Origin of the sequence: Halothiobacillus neapolitanus c2 (assembly GCF_000024765.1) — a bacterium.
In the GTDB taxonomy this organism is placed as follows: Bacteria; Pseudomonadota; Gammaproteobacteria; order Halothiobacillales; family Halothiobacillaceae; genus Halothiobacillus; species Halothiobacillus neapolitanus.
Window position 1 is genome coordinate 1,584,165 of record NC_013422.1, and the last position, 15,468, is coordinate 1,599,632.

Annotated in this window: 12 protein-coding genes; 3 read left to right on the forward strand and 9 right to left on the reverse strand. The window is 55.1% G+C overall.

What is annotated here, in order from left to right; genetic code table 11:
• Nucleotides 1–130: 130 nt before the first annotated feature.
• The 6 genes from nusA to grpE all read right to left on the reverse strand — a co-directional run bounded on the left by nusA (nucleotide 131) and on the right by grpE (nucleotide 6,780).
• Nucleotides 131–1,606, reverse strand: a complete 1,476-nt coding sequence (nusA, locus tag HNEAP_RS07355) for a transcription termination factor NusA (protein ID WP_012824334.1) — start codon at nucleotides 1,604–1,606, stop codon at nucleotides 131–133.
• Nucleotides 1,607–1,627: 21 nt separating this feature from the next.
• On the reverse strand, nucleotides 1,628–2,128 hold the full coding sequence (rimP, locus tag HNEAP_RS07360) for a ribosome maturation factor RimP (RefSeq protein ID WP_012824335.1): 501 nt from the start codon (nucleotides 2,126–2,128) through the stop codon (nucleotides 1,628–1,630).
• Nucleotides 2,129–2,347: 219 nt separating this feature from the next.
• On the reverse strand, nucleotides 2,348–2,854 hold the full coding sequence (locus tag HNEAP_RS07365; protein WP_012824336.1) for a PRC-barrel domain-containing protein: 507 nt from the start codon (nucleotides 2,852–2,854) through the stop codon (nucleotides 2,348–2,350).
• A 51-nt stretch (nucleotides 2,855–2,905) separates the two neighbouring features.
• Nucleotides 2,906–4,051 (reverse strand): molecular chaperone DnaJ, encoded by a 1,146-nt coding sequence (dnaJ, locus tag HNEAP_RS07370; protein ID WP_012824337.1) that lies wholly within the window; start codon nucleotides 4,049–4,051, stop codon nucleotides 2,906–2,908.
• Between the two features lie 120 nt (nucleotides 4,052–4,171).
• Nucleotides 4,172–6,076, reverse strand: coding sequence for a molecular chaperone DnaK (gene dnaK, locus HNEAP_RS07375; protein ID WP_012824338.1), 1,905 nt, complete (start codon nucleotides 6,074–6,076; stop codon nucleotides 4,172–4,174).
• Nucleotides 6,077–6,207: 131 nt separating this feature from the next.
• Complete coding sequence (gene grpE / locus HNEAP_RS07380; protein ID WP_012824339.1) at nucleotides 6,208–6,780, reverse strand: nucleotide exchange factor GrpE; 573 nt, start codon at nucleotides 6,778–6,780, stop codon at nucleotides 6,208–6,210.
• 164 nt (nucleotides 6,781–6,944) lie between these two features.
• On the opposite strand from grpE, the gene HNEAP_RS07385 reads away from it, so the two are divergent.
• The gene (locus HNEAP_RS07385) at nucleotides 6,945–7,895 is read left to right on the forward strand and encodes an NAD(+)/NADH kinase (RefSeq protein ID WP_012824340.1); all 951 of its coding nucleotides are present in this window, start codon (nucleotides 6,945–6,947) and stop codon (nucleotides 7,893–7,895) included.
• An 8-nt stretch (nucleotides 7,896–7,903) separates the two neighbouring features.
• Complete coding sequence (recN, locus tag HNEAP_RS07390; RefSeq protein ID WP_012824341.1) at nucleotides 7,904–9,568, forward strand: DNA repair protein RecN; 1,665 nt, start codon at nucleotides 7,904–7,906, stop codon at nucleotides 9,566–9,568.
• Between the two features lie 55 nt (nucleotides 9,569–9,623).
• On the opposite strand, the gene HNEAP_RS07395 is transcribed toward recN, so the two are convergent.
• The 3 genes from HNEAP_RS07395 to HNEAP_RS07405 form a co-directional block, all read right to left on the reverse strand.
• A complete protein-coding gene (locus HNEAP_RS07395; RefSeq protein WP_012824342.1) occupies nucleotides 9,624–10,577 on the reverse strand; it encodes a c-type cytochrome in 954 nt (317 codons plus the stop codon).
• Nucleotides 10,574–11,254, reverse strand: a complete 681-nt coding sequence (locus HNEAP_RS07400; protein ID WP_012824343.1) for a c-type cytochrome — start codon at nucleotides 11,252–11,254, stop codon at nucleotides 10,574–10,576. The genes HNEAP_RS07395 and HNEAP_RS07400 overlap by 4 nt, the downstream gene beginning before the upstream one ends.
• A 312-nt stretch (nucleotides 11,255–11,566) precedes the next feature.
• Nucleotides 11,567–14,479: an insulinase family protein gene (locus HNEAP_RS07405; protein WP_012824344.1), complete on the reverse strand. Its 2,913-nt coding sequence runs from the start codon at nucleotides 14,477–14,479 to the stop codon at nucleotides 11,567–11,569.
• Between the two features lie 291 nt (nucleotides 14,480–14,770).
• On the opposite strand from HNEAP_RS07405, the gene HNEAP_RS07410 reads away from it, so the two are divergent.
• Nucleotides 14,771–15,391, forward strand: coding sequence for a flavin reductase family protein (locus HNEAP_RS07410; protein WP_012824345.1), 621 nt, complete (start codon nucleotides 14,771–14,773; stop codon nucleotides 15,389–15,391).
• The last annotated feature ends 77 nt before the right edge of the window (nucleotides 15,392–15,468 follow it).

Below are 15,468 nucleotides of genomic sequence, written 5' to 3' on the forward strand. Positions count from 1 at the left end.
GTCTCCTGTGGTCGTCTCTTAATCAAAATTCAATACCAACTGCGCGTACGCGACTGGGATAGAGCCTATTCGCTACCGATGACAAAGTCGGTACAGCGCAAACTATTTGCCTAATCTCACGGCTGAGATGTTAGGCGAACCACGGCGCACGCGCCGCCATGATCAACTGTTGTGCCAATGCCTCATCGACGCCGTCAAAGGCGGTCATCTCGTCAACCGACAGCTCTGCCAGATCATCTGATGTGTGCACACCAGCCGCATTCAATATGGTGAGCAGTTCAGGTGTCATGCCTTCCAGCTGGGCGATATCGAGTTCTTCCGTCGATTCACCAGCGTCGTCTGAAATAGCTTGAACCAAGAGTGCGTCGCGAGCGCGGTTGCGAAGTTCTTCAACGATACCCTCATCGAAACCTTCAACATCCAGCAGTTCGGCGGTCGGCACGTAAGCAATTTCTTCCAGAGAGGAAAAACCTGCCTCGACCAGCACGGCGGCCACATCTTCATCGACGTCAAGATCACGCATGAATGCTTCAGTAGCGCGACGGGTTTCGGTTTCTACTTTCGCAACCGCTTCTTCCTCGCCCATCACATTCAGGTGCCATCCGGTCAACTGGCTAGCCAGTCGCACGTTCTGTCCACCGCGACCAATCGCCTGGGAGAGTTTTTCTTCTGTAACGGCAACGTCCATGCTGTGTCGATCTTCATCGACCACAATCGACACGACTTCTGCCGGTGACATGGCATTGATGACAAACTGAGCCGGGTTGCTATCCCAGATGATGATGTCCACGCGTTCGCCGTTGAGTTCATTGGTAACCGACTGAACACGCGAGCCGCGCATACCGACACAGGTACCGACCGGATCGATCCGGCTATCACGGGATTCAACGGCGATTTTGGCACGCAAGCCGGGGTCACGCGCGGCACCCTTGATTTCAATCAAGCCCTGTTCGATTTCCGGCACTTCCAGCTTGAACAGTTCGATCAGGAACTGGGGTGCAGTGCGGCTGACGAACAGCTGCGGGCCACGCGGCTCATGACGAACATCCGCCAAATAGCCACGCAGACGGTCGCCTGGACGCACCGCTTCACGGCCGATCATTTCATCCCGTGGGATCAGCGCTTCGACGTTACCGCCCAAATCCAAGATCACATTCCCGCGATCAATTCGCTTGATCAGCCCCATGATCAGGCTGCCCTTGCGATCGATGTAGGCGTCGACGATCTGGCGCCGCTCTGCCTCGCGCACTTTCTGCACGATGACTTGCTTGGCGGCTTGAGCCGCGATGCGGCCGAATTCGACGGACTCAATTTCTTCCTCGACGAACTCACCCACTTTGATATCAGGATCGTCCATCTGCGCCGCTTCGAGAATCATTTCACGCTCTGGGAACTCAGAAGAATCGCCCTCGACAACCTGCCAGCGACGGAATGTGCGGTAATCACCCGTTTCATGGTCGATTTGCACTCGTGTATCGATGTCGCCGCCATGACGTTTGCGGGCAGCTTGGGCAAGCGCGGCTTCGATCGCCTCGAAAATGACTTCGCGGTCAACCCCTTTTTCGTTTGAAACCGCATCGGCTACAAAAAGAATCTCTTTGCTCATAATGGTGGATATTCCCTTGAGTTACTTCGCAGAGCGACGTGCTTGACGGTCATTTTTTTGACCGCCGAATTCAAAAACCAGATTGGCGCGCTCAACTTCCGAGAACGGAAAGGTGAACACATCCTGATCACCCTCGATGGATAGGCTGATCTGCTCACCATCCACAGCCGAGACAATACCTTCGAAACGACGGCGCTGAGCCAGTGGCCGGTGAAGGCGCACATGCACCTTCTGGCCGATAAACAGGGCGAAATCGCTGGCGCGAAACATCGGGCGCTCAACACCCGGCGAGGACACCTCAAGCCGGTAGAAGCCCGGGAAGGGATCTTCGACATCCAGCACACCACTCAGGGCGTCGCTGACTTTCGTGCAATCATCCAGCGTCACACCCGCTTCGGTATCAATGTAAACCCGTAACAAACCATCCGGGCCACCGCGGAACTCACCGCCCACCCAGGCACACCCGGCTGCTTCAACAACAGGTTGCAATAGGGCTTCAATGGATTCCGGGATTTTCTGCACTGCGGATTGATCTCTAAATGTTACAAAATAAAAAAAGCCCCAACTGGGGCCCGTTTTTCTTTTATCGTTGAATGCGGGATGCGGAATATAAAAAGGTTCTTGCCGGAAGTCAAATTTATCCGGCAATCACCCCAGCTTGGATATGGCTCAAATCCCTGTTTTTTTGAGAAAAACGGTTAAAACCAAACCCTCTGTCATCACAATAAAAACGTAATTGGCTTACTGGGTTTTTTCACGAATCGTATCGAGAACATTTCGTGTGGCATCCTTGGTCGCATCCCAGGCACTTTTGGCGGTGGATTTGGTTTTTTCCCATACCGCCGCAGCCGTCTGTTTTGCGGTTTGCCACCAACTGTTATCCACTACGGGATAGTCTGTAATACCCGCTACCGATGCATTTAAATGCACGCTGTAGCGCACATCGTCAAGCTGCGTGTCACGCACGGTTTTCAACCGAAATAATCCCGTTTGTACGAAGAGTTTTTTGCCGTCCATCGAAGATGCGGTGTCATCCACATCGATCACAATCCCCGTGATTTTCATCTGTTCATCGACAATCACGTTATCGACTTCGCCGATGGATTTGGCATGACCCTCGGCGTACACGGGCGCATCCAGAAGCGCCTTCATCGAATACAACCCTTGAGCCGCCTGAGCCAAGGGCACGAACAAACAGCTGCTGATCATCAAACCGAATATCAACCCGTTTCTTATCTTGCTTGTCATTACCTGCCTCCTGTTGAACACCTGCCATACACCGACAAGTTATCCTGCAACCTACTCGCCACGCAAATCGTCAAAAAAACGTTTTACCGAATCCATCCACGAACGCTCACGTGGCCGATGCTGAGCAGGAATTTCCCCACCCTGTTCACCGATCAGTGAACGCTCGAATGCCTGCAGAAGTTCCTTCTGTTCGTTGGTAAGTTTGACCGGTGTTTCGACGTGGACGGTCACGAGCAGGTCACCCTTTGAACCGCCGCGCACGGGTTGAACCCCTTTTCCGCGCAGGCGGAACACCTTGCCCGTCTGCGTTTCGGTCGGGATTTTGAGCGCAATGCGGCCGTCGAGTGTCGGCACTTCAATCTCTCCACCCAAGGCGGCTGTCACGAAACTGATCGGCATCTCACAGAGCAGGTCGGCATCCTGACGCTGAAAGATCGGGTGTGGTTTGACTTCGATCAAAACATACAGATCGCCTGCTGGACCACCCTGTTCACCGGGGCCGCCTTCACCACTGTGCCGCAAACGATCACCGGTATCGACACCGGCAGGAATCTTGATCGACAGGGTCTTTTGCGTTTCGACCCGGCCCGCGCCATGACAGGCATCGCAGGGATGCTCGATTACCTCACCTGCACCGCCACAGGTCGGACAGGTTTGCTGGATCGAGAAGAACCCCTGCTGGACACGCACCGCACCGGCACCATGACAGGTCCCGCAGGTCTTTTTGCCCGTACCGGGCTTCGCGCCCGTGCCACGGCAGACATCACACGGTTCCGTGCTTGGAATCTGGATTTCTACCGTCGTGCCGCGAACAGCCTCCTCCAGAGAAATCTTGAGGTGGTACTGCATATCGGCACCGCGATAGGCGCGTGAACGCCCGCCGCTGCCACCGAAAATATCGCCGAACACTTCACCGAAGATATCCGCAAACCCTGCACCGCCGCCAAAGCCACCACCGCCCCCCATACCCGGATTGACACCAGCATGGCCGAACTGATCATAGGCGGCACGCTTTTGCGGATCGGATAAGGTTTCGAATGCTTCCTTCGCTTCCTTGAATTTCTCTTCGGCAGAAGGGTCATCGGGATTGCGATCCGGGTGGAATTTCATTGCCAGCCGGCGATAGGCCTTTTTCAGCTCATCGCCCGATACGGTTCGTTCCACTTCAAGAATTTCGTAATAACAACGCTTCGCCATAATCTGCTCAAAAGTTAAAACGGCAAGAGTGCGTGGGGCAAACCGCGCAACCATGCCGTATCAGAAACTGAATGCCTGTAACAAAGCCGCGCTCCAATGAAGAACGGCTTCGTGATCGGCTTATTTTTTGTCGTCTTTGACTTCTTCGAATTCGGCGTCGACGACGTCATCGTCTTTAGCTGACGCGTTTTCTGCACCGGCTTGCTGCGGTTGGGCCGAAGCTTTCTGCATCAGTGCCGCGGAAACCTGAGTCAATGCTTCGATTTTCGCTTCGATGTCGGCTTTGTTGTCGCCTTTCATCGCCTCGCGCAAAGCGGCAATGGCATCGGTTGCAGGCTGCTTGTCCGCATCGGTCAGGCCTTCGGTTTCCTTCATGGTTTTCTCAACCGTATGAATCAAACCATCGCCCTGGTTGCGCACATCAACCAGTTCACGCAGCTTCTTGTCGTCTTCCGCGTGGGCGGCAGCGTCATCGACCATGCGCTGAACCTCATCATCCGAAAGACCAGAGTTTGCCTTAATAACAATCTTCTGCTCTTTACCGGTGCCCTTGTCCTTCGCAGACACGTTCAAGATACCGTTGGCATCGATATCGAAGGTCACTTCGATCTGCGGCATGCCGCGTGGCGCAGCCGGGATATCAGACAGGTCGAAACGACCCAACGATTTGTTGCCAGAAGCAATTTCGCGCTCGCCCTGAAGCACATGCACGGTGACCGCAGTCTGGTTGTCGTCCGCGGTGGAAAACACTTGGCTCGCCTTGGTCGGGATGGTCGTGTTCTTCTCGATGAGCTTGGTCATCACGCCGCCCATGGTTTCGATACCCAGCGACAACGGAGTAACGTCAAGCAGCAATACGTCACTGACATTACCAGACAATACGCCACCCTGAATGGCTGCGCCCACGGCAACTGCTTCATCCGGGTTGACATCCTTACGTGGCTCCTTACCGAAGAAGCTCTTCACCGCTTCACGAACCTTAGGCATGCGCGTCTGGCCGCCGACCAGAATCACTTCATCGATATCGCTGAGCGATACGCCGGCATCCTTGATCGCCATTTTGCACGGCTCGATGGTGCGGGTGATCAGATCGTCGACCAGCGATTCGAGCTTGGCGCGGGTCAACCGGATGTTCATGTGCTTCGGACCGCTGGCATCGGCCGTGATGTACGGCAGATTCACGTCGGTCTGTTCGGTTGAAGAAAGTTCGATCTTGGCTTTCTCGGCACCTTCTTTCAGACGCTGCATGGCAAGCGCGTCGTTAGCTAGGTTCACACCTTGCTCTTTCTTGAATTCTTCAACCAGGAAGTCGATCAAACGGTTGTCGAAGTCTTCACCGCCAAGGAACGTGTCGCCGTTGGTGGAAAGCACCTCAAACTGCTTCTCGCCGTCGATGTTGGCCACCTCGATGATGGACACGTCAAACGTACCGCCACCCAAGTCATACACGGCAATTTTGCGGTCTTTGTTGTCCGCCTTGTCGATCCCATAGGCCAGTGCAGCAGCGGTCGGCTCGTTGATGATCCGCTTCACGTCCAGACCGGCAATACGTCCGGCATCCTTCGTGGCTTGGCGCTGGCTGTCGTTGAAGTAGGCAGGAACGGTGATGACCGCTTCGGTTACTTCCTCGCCCAGATAGGCTTCAACGTCTTTTTTGATCTTCATCAGCACGCGCGCAGATATTTCCGGCGGTGCCATTTTCCTGCCGTTCACGGAGACCCATGCGTCACCATTGTCGGCTTTAACGATTTCGTACGGCATCAGTTTGATGTCTTTTTGCACGGCGTCTTCATCGAAACGACGGCCGATCAAACGCTTGACGGCAAACAGCGTGTTTTTCGGATTGGTCACCGCCTGACGTTTGGCCGGTTGACCCACAATAATTTCACCGTCGTTGGCATAAGCCACGATGGATGGGGTGGTGCGTGCGCCCTCTGCGTTCTCGATCACCTTGGCGGACTTGCCTTCCATGATGGCTACGCAAGAGTTCGTCGTGCCTAAATCGATACCAATAATCTTACCCATTATGTTCTCCCTCATGAGCCCGCTTGGGGCCGGTTTGAATGTGTTCGTTCAGATTCGTCATTGCGCCCGGATCGTTGCTTGGCGCGTTACGAAATCTGATTTGCGGTCACTTGCTCTGTTTTCAAGGGCCTTTACTGATTTTTGGATACAACCACCAAGGCGGGACGTACCAGACGATCACGCAACAGGTAGCCTTTCTGCATCACGCTGATCACGTGATCGGCAGGGCCTTCATGCGGCTGCACGGAAATTGCCTGATGATGATCCGGGTTGAAGCGCTCGCCGACCGGATGAACCGGATGGACACCGAATTTCTCCATTGTCTGTAGGAACAGGTTGAGTGTCATCTCGCTACCTTCCCGAATTTTTTCCAGAGAAGTATTTTCGTTTTCACTGGCCTGAATACCCATTTCCAGAGAATCGATGACCGGCAGCAAACCATCCACAAATCGCTCCAGCGCGAATTTCCGGGCATTCTCGATATCGCGCTCCACGCGCTTGCGCAGGTTTTCCATCTCGGCATGTAAACGCAGAATTTCCTGGTCACGCTCTGCCAGCTGCTCAGCCAGAACCCGAGGATCCAGGGTTTCATTTGCGGTAACGGACTGTTCCGCTTGCTCTTCTTTGTTCATGTCCTGGTTCGAATCCTGGTTCAAATCCTGGGTCATGTTTTCGTCGTGGGGTTGCTTGGATTGTTCCGTCATACGGTGATCCTCAAAATCAGATGAAGCCATTAAATGTCGTCGCCGACGCGAATACTTGGTAATTCTGGGGTGGCATCAAAATTTTTCAAGGCGTGAGAAGAAAACATCAATGACAAAAGCACGGTATATTCTTCTCTGGTACAAATACCCAAAAGGTTTTACTTGTGACTGAGCATTCAAAAGTCCGCGCGAAATCCGTGCAGACGAAATCCGATGAGCCAACTTCCGATGTTTCGGACGTACCGGTATTCCGGCGTATTGGCATCATCACCAAACCCTATGCCGACCAACCGATCAAACGTGTTTTCCAGAAACTGATCAAACTGCTCGATCAGATGGGTATCGACTGGGCGCTGGAACAATCCTGCGACAACCCGGTGCATCAGCTACCGGTGACGCGTTTCGACCGTGATCAACCGGACTGCGACCTGATCATCGTACTCGGCGGCGATGGCACGCTGCTCAATGCGGCACGCACGCTCAGTCAATGGAATATTCCGTTGATGGGCGTCAACCTGGGGCGACTGGGCTTTCTGGTCGACATACTGCCCAGTGATTTGAAGCTCTATCTGGAGGCCATGCTGCGCGGCCATTATGTTGAAGATCGGCGCTTTTTGCTCGAAGGCACCTTGATGCGTGGCGAAACTCGCCTGCTTCATGCCATCGCGCTCAACGACATCACCTTCAAGATGCGCGATCCGGCACGCATGGTCGAATTCGACATGTTCATCAACGGCGTGCTGCTTAACCATCAGCGCTCGGATGGCGTCGTGATTTGCACGCCCACCGGCTCGACCGCCTACGCACTTTCCGCAGGTGGCCCGCTGATTGCGCCAGACCTGCCCGCCATCGGCATCGTTTCGATTTGCCCGCACACCCTGAGTTATCGCCCCATCGTAGTCAGTGCGCAACACGTCATCGAGATTACACCCAAGCCGCAATCACGCGGCGGCGGCGTGATGAGCTTCGATGGCCAGATCAACCACCCGCTCGATGTCGGTGATACGCTGGTCATTCGTCGGCACGACCACGACATTCGCCTGATTCATCCCTGCAACCACGACTACTACGCCCTGTTGCGCACGAAACTGTGCTGGGCGGAGCAAACCGGCTAAGTCTACCCATGCTCACTTCCCTGACCATCCGCCACATCGCCCTGATCGACGAGATCGAGATTCAGTTCGCGACCGGTATGACCACGCTCACCGGCGAGACCGGCGCGGGCAAATCCATCCTGATCGATGCCATCGGCCTCATTCAGGGCGAACGGGCCAACACGCAACTGATTCGAACCGGCTATGACGATGCGGAAGTTATCGCGGTATTTCACGTTACACCGGGCTCGCCCGTGGCCGAATTCCTCGAAGAACAAGAGCTGCTCGACGATGAACTCATCATCCGGCGCAGCTTAAATCGCGAAGGGCGCGGCAAAATCTGGATCAATGGCCGCCCCTGCCCCGCCGCGACGCTCAAAACGCTCGGCGGCCTGTTGATTGACGTCCATGGCCAGCACCACAACCAAAAACTGCTTGAAAAGCGCTACCAACGATTACTTTTAGATAGCTTTGCCGGGCTTACAGGGCAAACCCAGAAGCTGGCGCAGCTTTCACGGGAACTCCGCCACAATGAGCACAAGCTCGAAGAAATCCGAAACGCCGAACAAAGCCGCGAAGACCGCCGCGCCCTACTGACCTTTCAGCTCGAAGAAATCGATCAGATCGACCCGCAACCGGATGAATTCAACCAGTGCCATCAGTTATTGAGCCGTCTTTCTCGCCAGGATGAGTGGCGCAGTGTGCTCGCCGCGCAGCTGGAACAGCTCTTTGATGGGGACGAAAATGTGCACGACCGGATCGGCCACGCACAACAGGCCCTCGCGCGGATCGTGGGGCTCGATGACGCCCTCTCGCCGCTGATCGACGCGCTGGAAACCGCCCAGATACAAATCAGCGAGACCGCAGACACCCTGCGTGACCGGCTCGATTCGGTCGAAGACGACCCAGAGCAACTCGAACGGGTGCAGGCCCGTCTTGAGCAATTGCATCAGTTGGCGCGCAAGCACCGCATTCCACCGGAGCAACTAGATGACATGATCGCCGGATTGCGTGAAGAAGCCACAAGCCTCGATCACGCGCAAGCAGACAGCGCCGCGCTCGAAGCGGCAATCCAAGCGCAGATGGCTGCCTTTGATGAGCTTGCCGCCGACATTTCCAGCAAAAGGAAAACCGCCGCCGCGAAACTGGCAGCCGCCGTGACAGAAGCTATTCGCCTACTTGGTATGCCGCATGGGCAAATCGAAATCCCGATCACCCCGGTGGCCGACCCGTCAGCACGCGGCGAACATGGTATCGATGATGTGGTATTTCTGATCAGCGCCAATCGCGGACAACCGCCTCAACCGCTCGACCAGATAGCCTCGGGTGGCGAACTGGCGCGCGTGAGCCTGGCGTTCAAAACACTCACCGCCGCCTTTGATCCGGTGGAAACCTTTATTTTCGATGAAGTGGACACGGGTATTGGCGGTGCGATTGCCGAAATCGTGGGGCGTCATCTGCGTGCCCTCGGCCAGACGCGGCAGGTGTTTTGCGTAACCCACCTCCCGCAGGTAGCCGCGCAGGGACAACATCAGATTCAAGTGCAGAAACATCACCTCGAAAGCGGCACCGTGACCGAGATCGTGCCACTAGATCTCGCAGCGCGTATCGACGAAATCGCGCGGATGATCGGCGGCATCGACATTACCGCCCAGACTAGGGCGACCGCTCAGGAAATGTTAGCTCGCGATTGAGCGGACGGGTCAAAATGCTCGCCCCCAGCAAGCTGCACTCGTAGTTAATGAGTGCTTAGGGCTCAAAAGGCTTCGGTGCGCCGGTATCACCCAACAGAACGCCGTTCACCTTGGTGCCATAGAGGCTGTTTTTACTGTCGTGATACTTGGCACGCGTGGCCGCTACGCTGCCTTGCCATCGCGGATCCTGCGGGCGTTCGTGCCCATCCATGTAATAGGCCACATCCCAGGCTTGTTGTGGGGTCAGGCTGTAGCTTTGACCATAGGGCATATTGGCGAAAATGAATTTTGCGGCATTTTTGATGCTGCCCATGCCCGCCCCCCAGTTAAACGACTGCGCGCCCCACAAAGGCGGAAACACGACGGTGCCATTCACCACGCGACCTTGACCGTTGGCAGCATGGCAAATCGCGCAATTGGCTTCATACACGGTTTTACCGCGAACAAAATCCGGCGCTTGCTTGGGCTCGGGCAAATCTGGGTAACCGCGACCGGCAATTTTGTTGTCACCCGTCGGCAAGCCCTTGGCCAGCCAATACGAATACGCCGATAAGGCCACCAGCACATCGCTGCCGAGCGGCGGCATTTTGCCGTTCATGCTGTAACGGAAACACCCCTGCAGGCGATCTTCATAGGTATTTACTTTTTTGTTCTTGCCGCGATAGGCCGGATAACTCACCCAAGCACCCCATAATGGCGCGGACCCGGCCATCGCGCCGCCATCGGTATGACAGTTCACACAATTGAGCGAATTACCTACATATTGTGGGGCGTATTTTTTGGTCTCGAACATGATGTTGCGGCCCAACTGCACCATCTTGCCGAATTCGTCGTTCGGTATGGTGGAAGGGTCAGGCGCTTGGAAGTGTGATCCGGTCATGACTGCCGCATTAGGGGCGGATTTTGGCACCGCCTCGCCAGCGGCGAAACTCACTACGGGAACCAAGGCCATCGATGCCAGCATTATCGACGTCAACACAGGCTTGATTGGTTGAATATGCTTGCTCATTGCGCGCCTCCGGCCTGATCTGTTTTGCCCATCACAGCTGCCTCTGGCTTTTGTGCCGCCAACCAAGCCGTGACGGCCTTGGTATCGGCATCGCTCATGCGTAAGGCAATGGTGTGCATCAACCCTTGGGCATCGCCGCTGCGCGTGTCTTTTTTCCAATCGTTGATTTGCTGGGTAAGATAAGCCGCCGTTTGACCGGTCAAAGCCGGAAACGAAGGCGCCACGCCCACGCCACCCGGGCCGTGACAACGAAAACAGGCGGGAATCCCCGCTTTCCAATCACCATACATAGCCAGTTGCTCACCGCGCGGTTTCAAATCGGCGGGGACTGTCTGCGCAGGCGCGGCCATGGTAACGGGCAAGTTTGAATAATAATCAGCCAGCGTTTTGATCTGCTCGGCGCTCAAGGGTTTGGCCATGCCCATCATAATGGCGTTTTGGCGTTGCCCTGATGCGAATAAATGCAACTGTTCGGCCAGATAATGCGCCGGCATTCCGGCCAGACGTGGGTAATGAGCCGCCGCCATACCTTCACCCTGTGCGCCGTGACAGGCCGCGCAACTGGCTGCCTCGGGCGGCGGCGCGGCCCAAACCGCACCCGAGGTTACGGCTAGAATCACCCCGCAGGCAGGCCAGAAGAGTGATCGTGATGAGGACAGGGAACGAAACGGGAACATGATGCGACTCTCCATTAAACGACGCCAGAATCGGCGAATCGAATGAATAAGGACAAGCGGCCAAAAACCACCCCAAGCCGCTCACGTTATAAAATACTGCTTGCGGTCAGATCCGATCCGTCTGTTGAATCACGATCTAGGAGACTGTCTGACTTTAGGAATCGTAGCGAAAATCAAGCTGGGCGGGGGCAGATTATGCCGCTTTTGCAGGGTAATAGTGGGTTCTATTGCCCAAGAAAGCGGTGAAATATGAGCCGTACAGATGGATTTGCAGCCGATTACCCCTAAAGTCCGACAGGCTCCTAAGGCACCTTAAATCCGTTCAATATGCAGACCAAGCCCTTTTAACTCGTCTTCTTTCGTCGGGCCGGAAAGCACGCCGACAGAAGCCGTTTGAGGGTTGAGATAGGTCTCGGCCACGCGCTTGAGATCCGCTTCGGTAACATCCAGTATCCGGGCGCGCATCAGGCGCTGTTGCTCGAGTGTACGACCATGCAGGCCATCAAGGAACGCTTTTTTCGCCTCGCCTGCGGGCGAACCGGGCTTATCGATGCTGGAAATAACACCGAAAATCGCTTCATCGACCGTGCGGCCATCGTGTGTATTATCCAGCAGCCAATCAATGGCTCGATCAAAATCGTTAAGCGTGTCGGTCAAGCGCGGATCGCGGTAAGAGAAAAAGCGGAAACTTGCCGATTCAGAATCGTAACCCGCGCCACCGCCATACGCACCGCCTTGCTCACGAATGGCGCGGTGCAGATAACCGTTGCGCAAAAAGCCGCCTAGAACCGCCAGCGCGGCGGCATCTTCATGCATTGGCGGCACGGCGGCATGGGCCTTGGCGCAATAATTCACCGCGAGGTTGCCGATCCAGGCTTCACGCACCGGCTGATGCACTTTGGACAAGTGGAAGTGCTCAACCGCATTGCCATGCTGCATGGCTCGTTCCAACACCGGTTGGATGGCATCGAAATGACGTTGTTCGGCAATCACATTGTATTGCCGCAACCCGCCCTTGAGCTTATCGTGCAGTCGCGCCAATCGCTCGGCTACATCGTTGATTGCCTTGGTTTCATCGAGCGCGTCATCCATCGCCTTGATGCGCCGAACACCGGCCACACCACCCGATTCATGGGTCAATTTGGCGCGAGCCGACATCCCGCTGGAGGCTAGGTTCATGGCATGAACATGACCCGCGCCGGCGATGCCTTGTTCACTGCGAAAACGTATCTGGCTGATCAGATCCCGAATACGGCTGGTTTCATCGAAGCGTGCCGCGTTGAGGTGCTGATGGAACAGCTCAACAAGCTCATCGGTATGGCGAACCAATGCCTTGCCGCCGAGCAGGAAGAACGAACTCAAGTTATGTGCATTGTTAAGATCCGGGCGGATCGATGAGCGGGCAGAAAACCCGCCCGTGCGCGCCGCAACGGCCTCGGCCATTTGCAGATAATCACGGTCGCCTGCCCCCAGCTCGGTCAATACGCCGCTGTAAATCGGCAACAGATCGAGCTCATCGTGGGTCAGTTGCGGCAAATCCAGCGCGGCTTGCAGGTAAACCAAGCCATTGGTGCTGCGATTAAACCAGGTTGATGTCGCCGGATGATGGAGGGTCTTTTCTGGCGTTGGCAAATCGATGTGTTCGGGGATATCCTCGCGCGTCACGGTCGGCAGGATACTGATGTCATCGACTTCGGCCTGCCGCTCGGCCAATGCCTTGGCTTGTTCGACAACCGCCTGTTTCTCGGCATCCGTCATGGCAGACTGCATAGCGGCCAGACGGGCAAGCTCTGCGGCCTGTTTGGCGGCAGAAAGCTCAGTATCTGGCTTGAGTACAACCCGCACGCGGTGGGCGTTATCGAGCAGCAATGTGCGGATCAGATTCGGGATGAACTGGTTATCGGCGGCTTTCTTACGCAACCGCGCCAGCGCAGGCTCCAAATCGAGCACCGCAATCGGGTCACCATCGTGAATCGCAGCAGGCAGACCATGCAGGATCAGTTGCAGGCCATAGGGCATGCCATCGCCCGTCACTTCGCGCTGCGAGAGTTCTATCTGATGCAGCACCGACTCGATCATATCCGCAGGCACGCCCTTTTCGGCGATCTCGGCCAAGGTATCGAGTACCAGTTTCTCCACGGCCTCGGCGCGATCCGGCTCGCTACCCTCGACACCGGCCACGAACACCATCTGCCGTTGTGAGTCTTCCAGCCCCAGTATGGGCGAAGGCGAACCGCCCAAATCAGTGGTTTCCAACACGCGCAAGAGCGGAGAAGCGCTGTTTTCAAGCAATACGCCTTCGAGCAGTTGGGCTTCCAGTGCCGCATCCAGATCGGTACTTTCACCCAGCAACCAGCCGACAACCACATGGGTTTTCTCGGCGGTATCGGGTTCATCGAGCGCATAATTTTCTTCGATCAAGCGCGGGGACGTTAACGCCTGTTCGATGGGCACGGCCGAATTTGGATCGATGCGCGAAAAGCGCTTCAATGCCTTTTCTTCGAACTGCGTTTGCAGATCGCTCACAGGCAAATTGCCGTAGGTCATGAATACGGCGTTCGATGGATGATAGAACCGCTGGTAAAACGCTTTTAATTGCGCGTAGGTCAGGTTAGGAATATCAACGGGTTCGCCGCCGGAGTTGTAGTGATAGGTCGTTGTTGGGAACAATGCGCTCGTCAACGTCTGCCAGAGCACAGACGACGGGTTGCTCATGGCGCCCTTCATTTCATTGAACACCACGCCTTTGAACGTCAGCGGTGTGGATGGATCTTCGGGCGTGGTGAATTCAACGCGGTGGCCTTCCTGGCGGAAATCGCGTTCATCGATGCGTGAGAAAAACACCGCATCAAGATACACATCCAGCAGGTTGTAGAAATCTTTCACATTGACCGAAGCGAACGGATACGCTGTCCAATCGCTGGCGGTAAACGCGTTCATAAAGGTATTGAGCGAACGGCGGATCATCATGAAAAACGGATCACGCACGGGGAACCGCTCCGAGCCGCACAAAACGGTGTGCTCCAAAATATGCGCCACCCCGGTCGAATCTTCAGGCACCGTGCGCAAGCCCACCAAAAAGACATTCTGCGGATCATCGGTCGCCATATGATAATGCCGTGCGCCCGTGGCATTGTGACGGTATTCATCCACCGTGAGATTCAACGCCGCAATCGGCTGAGATCGAACAAAGGTAAACGCAGGGTGATGGATGCTTTCGCTCATTGAATAATACCCAATTCGGTAAAACGTGGAAGAAGATTAGTGTACCCCAGCCATCGCTGCAAAACAGGCGACAACAACGAGTGTATGAGCAAACAACGGCGATTTAATTCCCTGCACGACTTCACGCGCGCTGCCCTGCTCTATTTCGTTCATGCAAAATATTTATCTAAACCGAAGAAACCGTACCGCCCTATTTACGAACCATTCATGCGGCAGATCAGCTGATCGACTAACCTTTTTAAGATTGCAATACTACTGAACTCCAAAACCCGATCCACTGAGGAACGCACTATGCACATCGATCCCGCACAGCATTCAAATATGGACAACTACAAATTGCTGACGAATCTCGTCGTTCCTCGTCCAATCGCGTGGATCAGCAGCCTGAGTTCGGATGGTGTCGTCAATCTGGCACCCTACAGTTTTTTCAATGCCATCGGGAGCGACCCGCTTTATGTGATGTTCAGCGTGGGCAAAAACGATGCGGGCGGCCCCAAGGATACGGCTAGGAACGTCCATGAGAACGGTGAATTCGTCGTGAATCTGGTGACGGAAGAGTTATTCAACGCCATGAACATTTCTGCCGCAGACTTCCCTGCACAGATCAGTGAATTGGAGGTTGCCAATTTGCATACCGCGCCATCCGAAAAGATCGCGGTTCCTCGCGTGGCACAAGCCAAAGCCAGTATGGAATGCAAACTATTCAGCGAACAACAGCTCGGTGCAAACACTCTGATTATTGGGGAAGTAGTGATGTTCCACGTTCATAATGACTTGATCGATGAACGCTTGCATATCAACAACTTTGCACCAATCGGACGCATGGGCTCACCCTCCGTTTATTGCCACACGACCGATCGCTTCGATATCGCCCGCGTCTCGTATGCGCAGTGGCAGCAAGACCACTCGTGATCATGCTCAAAAGTGCTCGGTTCAACCTGACCAGCATTTTGACCAGACATTACGGATAACAATTACAGCGCTTTTGG

Coding starts and splice junctions, on each gene's coding strand:
- nusA (WP_012824334.1), bottom strand. CDS start 1,606: ATGAGCAAAGAGATTCTTTTTGTAGCCGATGCGGTTTCAAACGAAAAA.
- HNEAP_RS07365 (WP_012824336.1), bottom strand. CDS start 2,854: ATGACAAGCAAGATAAGAAACGGGTTGATATTCGGTTTGATGATCAGC.
- dnaJ (WP_012824337.1), bottom strand. CDS start 4,051: ATGGCGAAGCGTTGTTATTACGAAATTCTTGAAGTGGAACGAACCGTA.
- dnaK (WP_012824338.1), bottom strand. CDS start 6,076: ATGGGTAAGATTATTGGTATCGATTTAGGCACGACGAACTCTTGCGTA.
- grpE (WP_012824339.1), bottom strand. CDS start 6,780: ATGACGGAACAATCCAAGCAACCCCACGACGAAAACATGACCCAGGAT.
- recN (WP_012824341.1), top strand. CDS start 7,904: ATGCTCACTTCCCTGACCATCCGCCACATCGCCCTGATCGACGAGATC.
- HNEAP_RS07395 (WP_012824342.1), bottom strand. CDS start 10,577: ATGAGCAAGCATATTCAACCAATCAAGCCTGTGTTGACGTCGATAATG.
- HNEAP_RS07400 (WP_012824343.1), bottom strand. CDS start 11,254: ATGTTCCCGTTTCGTTCCCTGTCCTCATCACGATCACTCTTCTGGCCT.
- HNEAP_RS07405 (WP_012824344.1), bottom strand. CDS start 14,479: ATGAGCGAAAGCATCCATCACCCTGCGTTTACCTTTGTTCGATCTCAG.
- HNEAP_RS07410 (WP_012824345.1), top strand. CDS start 14,771: ATGCACATCGATCCCGCACAGCATTCAAATATGGACAACTACAAATTG.